Here is a 12,837-nt window from a genome sequence, read left to right as displayed (position 1 = left end):
TGGGATAGAGTGATCAGGCACGTGATTGGCCTCACATAAGACGTGCGTCTTTTACGTGCTTGAGATACACTGGGCGGCGTTGTCAAACGAGCACCGATGGACATGACACTAAGAGTCGCAATTAATGGATTTGGTCGCATAGGTCGCAGTGTATTGCGCGCCTTGTATGAAAGCGGCAAACAGGATCGCATCCAAGTGGTGGCGATCAATGAACTCGCGGAACCAGAAGCGATGGCCCACCTGCTGCAGTATGACTCCAGCCATGGGCGTTTCGGGTGGCCGGTGTCTTTCAATCAAGAACATCTGTTCGTTGCTACTGACAGCATTCGTCTTCTTCACTTATCCGAACTCCACCTTTTGCCTTGGCGCGACCTCGATGTCGATATTGTGCTCGACTGTACCGGTAAATTCGGCACGCGCGCCGATGGTGAGGCTCACATTGCCGCGGGGGCGAAAAAAGTACTGTTTTCCCATCCCGCCAGCCAAGATGTCGATCGTACGGTTATTTTTGGTGTAAATCACGAAGCACTGACCAGCGATGATCGTATCGTCTCAAACGGTTCTTGTACCACCAACTGCATTGTGCCTGTGATTAAAGCGCTGGATGAGCACTTTGGCATTGAGTCAGGCACTATTACCACGATTCACTCGTCGATGAATGATCAACAAGTGATCGATGCCTACCATACCGATCTGCGTCGCACACGTGCGGCAAGTCAGTCTATTATTCCGGTAGACACCAAATTACATGTCGGGATTGGTAGGATTTTTCCGAAATTTTCTGACAAGTTTGAGGCGATCTCGGTCCGAGTACCGACGATAAACGTGACAGCGATGGATTTAAGTGTCACTGTACGTACTAAAGTGAAAGTTAATGACGTAAATCAAGCTCTGCAAACCGCATCTCGATGTACATTAGACGGTATCCTGGATTATACCGAAGCGCCCTTGGTGTCGATTGACTTCAACCATGACTCACACAGCGCCATTGTCGATGGGTCACAAACGCGGGTGAGTAACCATCAGCTGATTAAAACGCTGGTTTGGTGTGACAACGAGTGGGGTTTTGCCAACCGAATGTTGGATACCACCCTTGCCATGGCAGCGACAACGCAGTAGCCAGCAAGTGGGGGTATCGCCCTGATTAAGTCAGTTTCAATTTGCAACCTTATAGAGAGGACCTTATGTCTGTAATTAAGATGACCGACTTGGATCTTGCCGGAAAGCGTGTCTTTATCCGTGCAGACCTCAACGTGCCAGTGAAAGATGGCAAAGTCACATCTGACGCGCGTATTTTGGCGTCACTACCAACCATCAAGCACTGCCTGGCAGCAGGTGCGAAAGTGATGGTGACCTCTCACCTTGGCCGTCCTGAAGAAGGCCAGCCTGAAGACAAATTCTCGTTACAGCCTGTTGTGAACTACCTTGACGATGCATTGGATTGCAAGGTTAGCTTGGCCAAAGACTACCTGAATGGCCTTGAGCTTAATGCCGGTGAGCTGGTGGTTCTGGAAAACGTACGCTTTAACAAAGGCGAGAAAAAGAACGACGAAGCTTTATCAAAACAATACGCGGCTTTGTGTGATGTGTTTGTGATGGACGCATTTGGTACTGCACACCGTGCGCAAGCATCGACTCACGGCGTGGGTATGCATGCACCGATTGCCTGTGCAGGTCCACTACTGGCGAACGAGCTAGACGCACTGGGTAAAGCGATGGACAACCCTGCGCGCCCAATGGTGGCGATTGTGGGTGGTTCAAAAGTATCGACCAAATTGACTGTGCTGAAATCTCTGTCAACCGTGGCGGATCAGCTCGTTGTCGGTGGCGGTATCGCCAACACCTTTATCGCTGCAGCCGGTCACAATGTAGGCAAGTCTCTTTACGAAGCAGACTTGGTCGAGACTGCGAAATCACTGATGGAAGAGTGTCATATTCCAGTGGCAACAGATGTGGCGTGTGCCAAAGCGTTTGATGAAAACGCAGAAGCTGAGATCAAGCGTGTTGAAGACGTGCAAGACGATGACATGATCTTCGACCTAGGCCCAGAATCTACCCAAGCACTGGCTGACATTCTGAAAAATGCCAAAACCATCCTGTGGAATGGCCCTGTAGGCGTGTTTGAATTCAAGAACTTTGAAGCGGGCACTAAGGGTATTTCACAAGCGATTGCAGAGTCAGAAGGCTTCTCTGTCGCGGGTGGCGGTGACACCTTGGCTGCCATCGATAAGTTTGGCATCAAAGCTGACGTATCATACATTTCCACAGGTGGCGGTGCGTTCCTCGAGTTTGTTGAGGGCAAACCACTACCAGCGGTAGAAATGCTAGAAGCACGTGCCAAAGACGCGTAATTGACGTGATAAAACGGGAGCGATGTCTCCCGTTTTCGCATTCGTTTGACTACAATAGGCCGAGTCGTAAACGATTGCACTATTTCTAGTTAAGGTGCTGTGGCACCTTCACGAAGTTTAAGCAAAGACAACCCGAGTTAATAGGACGAGAGCCATGTCTAAAGTTTTTGATTTTGTAAAACCTGGCGTTATCTGGGGCGATGACGTTCAGAAAGTATTTGAAGTCGCCAAAGAGAACAAATTTGCGCTGCCAGCAGTCAACGTGGTGAACACTGACTCTATCAACGCTGTGATGGAAGCCGCTGCGAAAGTAAAAGCACCGGTTGTTATCCAGTTCTCAAACGGTGGTGCTGGCTTCTTCCCAGGTAAAGGCCTGAAGCTAGACGGTCAAGAAGCTCAAATCAAAGGCGCAGTAGCGGGTGCAAAATATGTACACGCGATGGCTGAAGTCTATGGTGTGCCTGTGATCATGCACACTGACCACGCTGCGAAAAAATTGCTGCCATGGATTGATGGTCTGCTAGACGCTGGTGAAGCTTTCTACAAAGAACACGGTAAACCTTTGTTCTCTTCTCACATGATTGACCTGTCTGAAGAGTCACTGGAAGAGAACATGGAAATCTGTGCTGAGTACCTAGCGCGCATGGACAAAATGGGCATGACGCTGGAAATCGAACTGGGCATCACCGGTGGTGAAGAAGATGGCGTGGACAACAGCGATGTTGATACCGCCGATCTTTATACCAAGCCAGAAGAAGTTGCCTACGCGTACGAGAAACTGTCTGCAGTTAGCCACCGTTTCACCATCGCCGCTTCATTCGGTAACGTACACGGCGTTTACAAGCCAGGTAACGTTGTTCTAAAACCAACCATCCTGCGTGATTCTCAAGCTTACTGTGCAGAGAAATTTGGTCTAGCACCAAACGCACTGAACTTCGTATTCCACGGTGGTTCGGGTTCTTCACAAGCAGAGATCGAAGAGTCTATCGGTTACGGTGTGATCAAAATGAACATCGACACCGATACCCAGTGGGCAACTTGGAACGGTATTCGTCAATACTACCAAGAGAACGAAGCCTATCTGCAAGGCCAAATCGGTAACCCGAAAGGCGACGACCAACCAAACAAAAAATTCTATGACCCACGCGTATGGCTACGCAAAGGTCAAGAATCTATGGTTGCCCGTCTCGAGCAAGCATTCTCTGACCTTAACGCGATTGACGTACTGTAAGTATCGTTTCTCCGGTCATCAAAACCCGCCGTTTGGCGGGTTTTTTTATACCTGATTGGGTACCACTTCGGACACGTCGCCTATAACTGTCTCAGTTTCGTGCTACAAAGCTAGACACAAGTAGGCCAAAGCCTGTTAGCATAGCGTTATCATTGATGGTCCAAAAAGAGGGACAAGGGAATGAGTGAGGAAAACGCGGTAGTAGAAGGCGCTAAGTTTGCGCAAACATGGTTTGTCGATCACCAAGATCTATTGATCCAGTATGGCGTGAACATTTTGTCTGCGTTACTGATCCTAATTATCGGTAACCTCGTGGTGAAAGGCTTGGCCAATTCACTGGCTGCGGTGATGCGTAAGCGTCAAATGGATAACGCGGTGGTGGAGTTTATTCACGGCTTGGTGCGTTATCTACTCTTTATCATTGTCTTGATTGCCGCGCTCAGCCGGATTGGGGTACAAACCGCGTCTGTCATCGCGATTCTCGGTGCGGCAGGTTTAGCGGTAGGCTTGGCCTTGCAAGGCTCACTAGCCAACTTTGCTGCTGGTGTCTTAATTGTTACCTTTCGTCCATTTAAATCAGGTGATTACGTCGAATTGGCAGGCGTTGCCGGTTCGGTCGAGTCGATTCAAATTTTCTCCACAGTATTGACCACGCCTGACAATAAGATGGTGGTGGTGCCGAATGGCTCGGTGATCAGTAGTCCAATCACCAACTACTCTAAACATGCGACACGTCGTATTGATTACACCATTGGCGTGTCTTACAACGCGGATCTGAAAAAGACCAAAGCCATTTTAACCGAGGTGGTGACCAATCATCCTCTGGTCATGAAAGATCCTGCACCGACAATTGGTGTCATGACACTGGCGGACTCATCCGTGAATTTTGTGGTTCGCCCTTGGGTGAAAACCAGCGACTATTGGAGCGTGTATTACGAGCTACTGCAGTCGATGAAAGAAGCTTTGGACGAGCACAATATTGAGATCCCATTCCCGCAGATGAGTGTACATATTAACCGCGGCGATGTGAGTGAATAACTTGCGCTTTAACGTTGATCATCAAACGGCACCCAATGGGTGCCGTTTTTTTATCCTGCGACGAGGCGCGTGTATAAGCCTAATGCGAGTTTTATCGCGACAAAAAGCATCATACTGGCCATTAAGATATCGAGCAGGCGGCGAATCGACGGGGTAGATAGCCAAGGGGATAAGCGCGCCGCCCCTGCGGATAAGCCATAAAACCATAAGCAAGAGCCGAGTAATGCGCCTACCGTAAAGGCAACACGCTCATCAAAGGCAAACTGTCCACCAATGGCACCTAGGACGACCACCGTATCTAAATAGACATGTGGATTGAGTAGCGTCACTGCTAGTGCGCCGATAATCACGGCACGTCGACCTCGGCTCATCGTGGGCGTGGACACATCGTTCTCGGCAGGCTGGCGAGCATTTTGAATAAATTGCCATGCATACATAGTTAAAAATGCGATGCCGGCTAATGTAATGGTGTTGAGCAACACCGGATAGCTAGCCAGTAATGCGCCTCCGCCAAAAATACCACTTGAAATCAGTATGATATCGCATAGAAAGCAAATGGAAGCGGTGGTCATATGATGTTCACGGCTGATCCCTTGGTTAATCWCGTAGGCATTCTGTGCGCCGATAGGAATAATCATGGTTAGGCTTAGCCCCAAGCCTTGGAGTGCCACAAAAAAACTACTCACGGTTTGATCCTTTTATCACGAGGTATGACTCCCACTTTAAGCAGGGATGGCTATTAAGTGAACTTAATTATATTTATGGTTAATTAGTCTAACTTATGGGGGTGTGAATGGACTATCGAGGCGTAGAAGCGTTAGACGCGGTGATCACCTTAGGGGGATTTGAGCGTGCCGCTGCGGCGTTGTTTATTACCCAATCGGCGGTCTCGCAGCGGATTAAACAACTGGAGCGACAAATTGCGCAGCCTGTGATGGTTCGCGAGCAGCCTCCTCGGCTGACACCGATTGGGCAGCGTTTACTGGGTTTGTACCGGCGTGTTCAGCTTTTGGAGCAAGAGACATTGCCAGAGCTTGCTCCAGACGCGGATGGCTCCGTACTCTCGGTATCAATTGCCACCAATGCTGATAGCCTAGCGACATGGTTGCTACCGGCTCTCGCCCCCTTGTTAGCCTCGCAAGCGATTGATCTCAATTTGCTAGTTGAAGATGAGAGCCGCACCTTGAAACGGATGCGAAGTGGTGAGGCAATTGCAGCCATTAGCACAGACTCCACACCCATGCATGGATGTGATTGTCTGTATTTGGGTCGCATGGACTATAGCTGTGTGGCAACCCCTGCATTTTCACAGCGATATTTCTCCCAAGGGATTGATAGGGAGGCTTTAATGGCGGCACCCGCCGTCATTTTCGATGCACATGATGATATGCACGCGGACTTTCTTGCGTCCTATTTTGCGATGCCTGCCGCTGGGTGGCGGCGTCATATTGTTCGCTCGTCTGAGGCCTTTGTCGCGATGGCAAGTAAAAGCATGGCGTACTGTTTAATACCCCGTTTAATGGTATCAAAGCAGCTCGAGGAGGGGACTTTGATCGATGTGATGCCGGGTAAAGTCGAGGCCCGGCATCTTTATTGGCACTATTGGGCAATGGAAAGTGGTGTGTTATCGGAAATGACCCATGCTTGCCAACAAGCGGCACAGCGTGCATTAGTGCAATCTTAACCGGAAATTGACCGAACACAGGGAGCCTTTTGGCTCATCGAGAGTCTTACCTGAGTGTCAGTAAAATCGTGAACTCATTTAAGGAGACCGTATGCGTAAACTCAAAGCAATGGTGCTGTTGACCAGTGCACTGGTGATGGCGCCTGCCGCCATGGCTAATATCGATTTTCCCCATCTTGAAATCACAGGGGTCGGTGAAGTGACAGCCAAGCCAGATATGGCGATGATCCATGTTGCTGTAGTATCAGAAAGAAAAAGCGCCAAAGCCGCTAAACTCGCTTCGGATAAGGCGGTGGCTGAGTTTATCAACCGACTGAATAAGCAAGGCGTTGCGCGTGAACAAATAGAAAGTGCGCATATTAACCTGTCACCACGTTATCAGTATCCCAAAGATAAAGCTCCAGAATTAACGGGTTACCGCGCTGAGCGTCAAGTGACGGTGACCTTAAATGATCTCACTAATCTAAACGCGGTGCTGGATGGTGCGTTAGGCGATGGTATAAACCGTATTAGCCATATTCAACTGACGAGCAGTGATTATGCTGCGTTAGAAGCGAAAGCCCGAGAGGCTGCGGTGAAGGATGCACGTGAAAAAGCAGCCGCACTGGCCGAGAGTTTAGCGATGAAGCTGGACGGCGTATGGCAGATTCGCTATCGCTCAAGCTCGCCTCGCCCGGTCATGATGCAGACTGAAATGCGCGGCGCCAACGCGGATGTGGCAGCCAGTTATCAAGATGCAACGATGGAAGTGCGTGATCAAGTAGATATTATTTTTCGTCTTGACGATTAATCCTGCCTCTCTTCATTAATACAAAGGGCGCCGATGGGCGCCCTTATTGCGGCTAACTAAGCGGTGGTTACGCGGTGGGATTCACCGGCTTACCTTTTCCATCTTCTGCTTGGTCGCTTTGCGTTTGTTGGCGACGAGCAAGGCGTTGTTCCCAATAGTCTGCATTCTTAATCCCTAATTTCACAGGATCGAACGTGTAGGTCTCAACCCCTTTCGCTTGTTGTTCTTCATAGTCTTTAAGTGCTTTGAGTGCCGGTTTACCAATAAAGAAGATAATGATAATACCGACAATGTTGAGCCATGCCATCAGACCGACACCAGCATCACCAAATGCCCACGCCAGGTTCGCGCTACGTACGCACCCATAGAACACTGCTGACATTAGCACAATTTTAAGCGCAAACATCATACCGGGTACTTTGAAGGTACGGCGCAAGTAGGCAACGTTAGTTTCGGCAATATAGTAGTACGCCAAGATAGTTGTGAATGCGAAGAAGAACAGTGCAAAGGCGATAAAGGGTTTACCTAGGCCTGGCATCGCTTGTTCAATCGCTAGCTGTGTAAACTCAGGGCTGTTTGCTGCGACAGATGACGCGAGGTTTTGCACGATAAAGGCGTCACCCGCACCATGTACGTTATAAGCTCCGGTAATGATGATCATAAACGCGGTGGCAGAACAAACTAACAGGGTGTCGATATAGACGGAGAATGATTGCACTAAACCTTGCTGTGCCGGGTGCTCAACGTTGGCAGCGGCGGCGGCATGAGGGCCAGTTCCTTGTCCAGCTTCGTTAGAGTAGACACCACGCTTTACACCCCAGCCAATCGCTGCACCGGCACCTGCCATCGGTGTAAAGGCATCGCCAATGATCATAGCTACCACACCAGGGATCTCGCTGATGTTCAGCAAGATGATCACGAACGCAATGATGATGTAAGCAAGCGCCATAAATGGCACAACGATTTGAGTAAAGTGGGCAATACGCTTTACACCACCAAAAATGATGAAGCCAAGTACAACCGAAATAAAGGCACCGGTGATGACTTTCGACACCTCTAGGGCGCCAAACATCGCGGTATCAACCATAGCCCCAGAACCAAAGGCGGTTTCTACTGCGTTACCAATGGCGTTGGATTGCACGCCCGGCAGCATCACACCACATGCAAGTAGGGTCGCGAACGCAAATAAAATGGCGTACCACTTTTGACCTAACGCTTTTTCAAAGTAGTAGGCCGGACCGCCGCGAAACTCACCGTTATCCTCTTCTTTATAAATTTGTGCGAGGGTTGACTCTGTATACGCGGTAGCCGCACCGAGAAAGGCGACGACCCACATCCAGAACACCGCACCTGGGCCACCAAACCCAATTGCGGCAGCAACCCCTGCGATATTACCGGTACCGACACGTCCCGAGAGTGAGACGGCGAGTGCTTGGAAGGACGAAATCCCTTTTGCTGAGCTTTTATTGGAGAAGAGTAAGCGCCACATTTCTGAAAAGTGACGGACTTGTGCGAAACGCGTCAAAATGGAGTAGAACAGGCCGGCACCTAAGCAGGTATAGATCAGCGCTGGACTCCAAATGATGCTATTTAAGAAATCGACAAACGATTGCATAGTGAGTTCCTTCTACTGTGTTTGCATCATATTGTTTTTTTATCCACCCGCATCTTAAACTGATTTGGTGCTCAATTGTTAATATTTTGTGTCATTTGACTTTTTGATGTGTGAATCTGATCGTTTTGTGTTCAGAAAAATAGGCGGGATAACAAAACAAAAGGAGGCCTTATGTGGCCTCCTTCATATAAGCGATGGACAATCAAGCAGTCTCAGCAGGTAAGGGCTGTCTAGCTCTTATTACGCTTTTTCGGCTTTTTAGCAGAAACGGCTTTTTTACCGGTTTGCTTCTTCTTTTTCTTCTTATGCTCTGCTTTTTTATGTTTTGGCTTCAGGCCATCAATGGTTCGCTCTTTAACATCTTCATCCATGTAACGCGAAATACGTTCCATCATCGGCTGATCATGGGCTTCTACCAATGATAAGGCCGAGCCTTTTTTACCTGCGCGTGCTGTGCGACCAATGCGGTGTAAGTAGACATCCGCGGTACGCGGTAAGTCGTAGTTAATCACGTGAGTAATATCTGGCACATCAATACCGCGTGCGGCGACATCGGTAGCCAGTAAGACGTTCACTTTACCTTCACTAAACCGACTAATTGCATTGTTGCGTTTGGCCTGCTGCATTTCACCTTGGATCCACGCACAATCCAGTTGTTGTGACTGCATGTAATCACGCAGATCGGCTAAACGCTCGCGTGTTTTGACAAACACAATGGCGCGCTCGGCTTGCTCGGTAAGAATATGTTTCAGCAAGGCGCGTTTGTGCGCGAGATCGTCACAGCGGTGATACCACTGGGTGATTTTTTTGCGCTCCCGGCGGGGTGGCTCCACATTGATCAGCTCAGGGTCGGTCAACAAGCTTTCGGTAAATCCAGTGACGCCGCGACCTTCAAGTGTGGCGGAAAACAACATAGTTTGACTGCGACGCTGACATTCATCAGAGAGACGGTTTACCGCACTGGCAAATCCCATATCGAGCATGCGGTCGGCTTCATCTAACACTAAACACTCGATGGCGCGACAGTCGAAGCGCTCTGCCTCAATGTACTCCATGAGTCGCCCCGGTGTGGCGACGACGATATCCTGTGTTTTGCCTAACTGTTCTGCATGATCTTGATAAGAAATACCGCCGGTGATGGTGAAAATCTTGAGCTCTGTGTTGACTGCCAAGGCACGCGCTTCGTCAGCGACCTGAATCGCGAGCTCTCGGGTGGGGGTCAAAATCAGCACGCGCGCCGGTCCAGGCTTTTGGCGAGGAAAGTCGAGCAAGTGCTGTAACATCGGCAACAAGAAGGCGGCGGTTTTGCCTGTACCTGTTGGCGCAGAGGCTAAAATGTCGCGTCCATCCATCCCGTGGGGGATAACCTCGGATTGGATAAGCGTTGGACGTTGATAGCCCATATCGTCGAGGGCACTGAGCAATTCAGGATCGAGCTCAAGTTCGGCAAAGCTTCGCACAGGGTTGTTCTCCAAGGACAGTTAAGAGCGGCATTATATACGTAAATCGCGTCGATATGCAGAGTATCAGTAAATAGATCATACCGAGTGACCACCAGAAAGGTGTGTACTGACTAAGGCAATTTTAGGTAAAAATCGCGCGTTAATGCAGCAAACGCGGGGGTAAAGTGGTTATGGTCATCACGTAACACCAGCGTATCAGAGATCAATGGATGCGTCGTGGGGCTGAGGGTAAAAAGTAATCGTGATGCGGGTTTGCTAGGGGTCGGGTGAACGTACACCTGACGATGTAGGTGCAGACCATATTGTGTCGCATCGGCAATCAATCGCTCGCCTTCGGTAATGGGTAAGATAAGATCGGCACATCCGCTTGGGGTTAACCGCGCTGCGAGCACGTGAAGCAGCGCCTCATGCGTCAATGTGTGTGCATGCCGAGCCGTGGCACGCTTGGCATCGCGTGCGGTTTGTCCGCTGGTAAAATAAGGAGGGTTACATACGATATGCTCAAAGCGTGTGCACGTGTGCCACTGTGTAATGTCGCCTTGTCGAAGTTGAATTTGCGCTGCAAAGGGGGAGACACGCACGTTTCGGGTTGCACAGGCATAAGCGGCGGGATCGTACTCGATGGCGGTGAGCGATAAATGTTGAAAACGCTGCGCAAGCATCAAGCTCAGGAGGCCGGTTCCTGTGCCAATATCGAGACTATTTTTCGCCTGTTTGGGCTCAGCCCAAGCGCCCAGCAATACTCCATCGGTACTGACTTTCATCCCACAGTTGTCTTGAGTCACGCTAAATTGTTTGAATCGAAATTCGCTCACTGGGTTGCCTTTATCCGCTTGATTCATCCTGCCCACAGAGCAGTGTTTTTTACTATTGTGTAATCAATCTGTTACTGGTTGGGGCTGTTAAAAAATATCGCTTTTAACATCACAGCCAGTTTATTGAGCTAACTGTTACTTTTAAAACAGAAGATCACAAGGTTTTGCTGCTATGGCTTTACTGTGATGGTGATCTTGTTCATTATTCTAAATTCTGCCCGTTGTATGAAACAAAATATTATAAATCTAGGTTTCAGCTGGGCGAATCATTACTCATTGCAAACACCATCTAAAGCTGTAGGAATTAATCGTGACTAAGCGTTTAAAATTAGTTGATATTTTAGCGTTAGGTTTTATGACCTTCGCCTTTTTCTTAGGCGCAGGGAATATCATCTTCCCGCCTCAAGCTGGCATGCTAGCCGGTGAACACTTCACATCCGCCATGACGGGCTTTTTGATCACGGCTGTTGGTCTCCCGCTGGTTGGTATCATTGCGGTTGCCATCGCTGGTGGCGGCTGGAAAGGCCTGACGCGTGATTTACCCTCGGGACTCGCCACGTTAATGGCGGTGCTGATTTTTATCATTATCGGTCCTGCTTTTGCTGCGCCTCGTGCTGGGCTCGTTGCTTACGAAATTGGCTTTAAGCCCTTTTTGCTCGAGCCAGGCCAAGTCGAACTGACCACTTTCTCCATCGTCTTTTTTGCCGTTGCTATGTTTTTCTCACTCTCTCAGGGCAAATTGATTGACTCGATTGGTAAGCTACTGACTCCACTGCTATTCGCGGCGTTGGCAATTCTCGCGATTGCTGTAATTGTCAATCCTCAGGGTGACGTGGCAGCGGCGCAAGGCGCCTATGTGAACAACGCGCTGACCACAGGTTTCCTCGAAGGTTACAACACCATGGATACCTTTGCGGCACTGATGTTCGGTATGCTGATTGTCGATGTGATTCGCAAAAAAGGCATCGAAGACAATAAAACTACCTGTATGTATCTGATTTACGCAGGCGTGATTGCGGCAGCCGGCTTGGCGTTTGTTTATATTTCTCTGTTCTATTTGGGATCGACTGCCAGTGAAGTGGCCGCTGGGACCCAAAATGGTGGCGAAATCATGGCCGCCTACGTCAATGCATTGTTTGGTCCTGTGGGGCAAATGATTTTGGCGGCGATTATTGGCTTGGCCTGTCTCACTACAGTGATTGGCTTGGTAAGCGCCTGCGCCGATTACTTTAGCACCTTGACCCGTTGGACCTATCGCCGCTGGGTGGTTGTGGTGTCTTTAGTGTGTGCAATTGTTGCAAACGTGGGCCTTAAACAACTGATCGCGATCTCAGTGCCGGTATTGTTTGCCCTGTATCCGGTTGCGATTACCCTGATCGGTTTGACCTTTATCCGTCGCTGGTTGCCAAACCCAGCATTGGGTTATCGTGTCGTACTTGGTGTGGCCTTGTTATTTAGCCTACTCGATGCGGTGAAAGTGATGGGTGTGGATATGAGCGCCTTTAACTTCCTGCCATTGTTCGATGTCGGCATGGCATGGTTGCTCCCGACCGTGGCGGCCATGATCGTGGCGAAATGGCTTGGGACCAGTTCGGACAAGTTCGCGCAAGCGTAACGACCTTATCCAATAAAAAAACCGCGCTCAGGCGCGGTTCAGATTGCTGACGAACCCCGCCTTTTTAGGCGGGGTTCTTTTTGATAAGCGGCCGTAGGCCGCGATCGCGATATTTTTTGTTAGAGAGTGGTCGTTACCGACCAACGCCTAAATTGGCGGATAGAAGCCAGTATTTGCCTTATATCCGCCATGTTAAAGCCACATTTTCTTAGATAGCTCACCACTAACGCTATCT

11 protein-coding genes are annotated in these 12,837 nt (G+C 49.5%); 7 read left to right on the top strand and 4 right to left on the bottom strand.

All coding sequences use genetic code 11. The features are described from left to right. The first annotated feature begins 102 nt into the window (after positions 1–102). The 4 genes from epd to BZJ18_RS13135 all read left to right on the top strand — a co-directional run bounded on the left by epd (position 103) and on the right by BZJ18_RS13135 (position 4,620). A complete protein-coding gene (epd, locus tag BZJ18_RS13150; protein WP_077457434.1) occupies positions 103–1,119 on the top strand; it encodes an erythrose-4-phosphate dehydrogenase in 1,017 nt (338 codons plus the stop codon). Positions 1,120–1,184: 65 nt separating this feature from the next. Next, a complete protein-coding gene (locus BZJ18_RS13145; protein ID WP_077457402.1) occupies positions 1,185–2,351 on the top strand; it encodes a phosphoglycerate kinase in 1,167 nt (388 codons plus the stop codon). A 154-nt stretch (positions 2,352–2,505) separates the two neighbouring features. After that, complete coding sequence (gene fbaA, locus BZJ18_RS13140; RefSeq protein ID WP_069591186.1) at positions 2,506–3,582, top strand: class II fructose-bisphosphate aldolase; 1,077 nt, start codon at positions 2,506–2,508, stop codon at positions 3,580–3,582. Positions 3,583–3,762: 180 nt separating this feature from the next. Further along, complete coding sequence (locus tag BZJ18_RS13135; RefSeq protein ID WP_077457400.1) at positions 3,763–4,620, top strand: mechanosensitive ion channel domain-containing protein; 858 nt, start codon at positions 3,763–3,765, stop codon at positions 4,618–4,620. Positions 4,621–4,670: 50 nt separating this feature from the next. Here the strand turns inward: BZJ18_RS13135 and BZJ18_RS13130 are convergent, their stop codons facing one another. Next, positions 4,671–5,258, bottom strand: a complete 588-nt coding sequence (locus tag BZJ18_RS13130; protein ID WP_077457432.1) for a LysE/ArgO family amino acid transporter — start codon at positions 5,256–5,258, stop codon at positions 4,671–4,673. 155 nt (positions 5,259–5,413) lie between these two features. Here BZJ18_RS13130 and BZJ18_RS13125 point away from each other — a divergent pair, with 155 nt between their 5' ends. Together BZJ18_RS13125 and BZJ18_RS13120 are read left to right on the top strand one after the other, a co-directional pair. Beyond that, on the top strand, positions 5,414–6,304 hold the full coding sequence (locus tag BZJ18_RS13125; RefSeq protein WP_069586542.1) for a LysR family transcriptional regulator ArgP: 891 nt from the start codon (positions 5,414–5,416) through the stop codon (positions 6,302–6,304). Between the two features lie 91 nt (positions 6,305–6,395). Beyond that, positions 6,396–7,094 carry an oxidative stress defense protein gene (locus BZJ18_RS13120; RefSeq protein ID WP_077457398.1) on the top strand — a complete coding sequence of 233 codons (699 nt, stop codon included), beginning with the start codon at positions 6,396–6,398 and terminating at the stop codon, positions 7,092–7,094. Positions 7,095–7,161: 67 nt separating this feature from the next. Here the strand turns inward: BZJ18_RS13120 and BZJ18_RS13115 are convergent, their stop codons facing one another. The 3 genes from BZJ18_RS13115 to BZJ18_RS13105 all read right to left on the bottom strand — a co-directional run bounded on the left by BZJ18_RS13115 (position 7,162) and on the right by BZJ18_RS13105 (position 11,014). Then, positions 7,162–8,709, bottom strand: a complete 1,548-nt coding sequence (locus tag BZJ18_RS13115) for an alanine/glycine:cation symporter family protein (protein ID WP_069586544.1) — start codon at positions 8,707–8,709, stop codon at positions 7,162–7,164. Between the two features lie 230 nt (positions 8,710–8,939). Beyond that, positions 8,940–10,169: an ATP-dependent RNA helicase SrmB gene (gene srmB / locus BZJ18_RS13110; protein WP_077457396.1), complete on the bottom strand. Its 1,230-nt coding sequence runs from the start codon at positions 10,167–10,169 to the stop codon at positions 8,940–8,942. A 113-nt stretch (positions 10,170–10,282) separates the two neighbouring features. Further along, positions 10,283–11,014 carry a tRNA1(Val) (adenine(37)-N6)-methyltransferase gene (locus tag BZJ18_RS13105; protein ID WP_241824976.1) on the bottom strand — a complete coding sequence of 244 codons (732 nt, stop codon included), beginning with the start codon at positions 11,012–11,014 and terminating at the stop codon, positions 10,283–10,285. Positions 11,015–11,297: 283 nt separating this feature from the next. Here BZJ18_RS13105 and brnQ point away from each other — a divergent pair, with 283 nt between their 5' ends. Continuing rightward, entirely contained in the window at positions 11,298–12,602 is a 1,305-nt protein-coding gene (gene brnQ / locus BZJ18_RS13100; RefSeq protein WP_077457394.1) for a branched-chain amino acid transport system II carrier protein, read from the top strand. Positions 12,603–12,837: the final 235 nt, after the last annotated feature.

Origin of the sequence: Salinivibrio sp. IB872, from assembly GCF_001995345.1 — a bacterium.
Classification (GTDB): domain Bacteria; phylum Pseudomonadota; class Gammaproteobacteria; order Enterobacterales; family Vibrionaceae; genus Salinivibrio; species Salinivibrio proteolyticus.
The sequence above is the reverse complement of the archived record's forward strand: the minus strand, read 5'-3'. Positions and strand labels throughout refer to the sequence as shown.

What these genes read in the sequence shown, in the direction of transcription:
- epd (WP_077457434.1), top strand. Translation starts at nt 103, where the DNA reads ATGACACTAAGAGTCGCAATTAATGGATTTGGTCGCATAGGTCGCAGT.
- BZJ18_RS13145 (WP_077457402.1), top strand. Translation starts at nt 1,185, where the DNA reads ATGTCTGTAATTAAGATGACCGACTTGGATCTTGCCGGAAAGCGTGTC.
- fbaA (WP_069591186.1), top strand. Translation starts at nt 2,506, where the DNA reads ATGTCTAAAGTTTTTGATTTTGTAAAACCTGGCGTTATCTGGGGCGAT.
- BZJ18_RS13135 (WP_077457400.1), top strand. Translation starts at nt 3,763, where the DNA reads ATGAGTGAGGAAAACGCGGTAGTAGAAGGCGCTAAGTTTGCGCAAACA.
- BZJ18_RS13125 (WP_069586542.1), top strand. Translation starts at nt 5,414, where the DNA reads ATGGACTATCGAGGCGTAGAAGCGTTAGACGCGGTGATCACCTTAGGG.
- BZJ18_RS13120 (WP_077457398.1), top strand. Translation starts at nt 6,396, where the DNA reads ATGCGTAAACTCAAAGCAATGGTGCTGTTGACCAGTGCACTGGTGATG.
- BZJ18_RS13115 (WP_069586544.1), bottom strand. Translation starts at nt 8,709, where the DNA reads ATGCAATCGTTTGTCGATTTCTTAAATAGCATCATTTGGAGTCCAGCG.
- BZJ18_RS13105 (WP_241824976.1), bottom strand. Translation starts at nt 11,014, where the DNA reads ATGAATCAAGCGGATAAAGGCAACCCAGTGAGCGAATTTCGATTCAAA.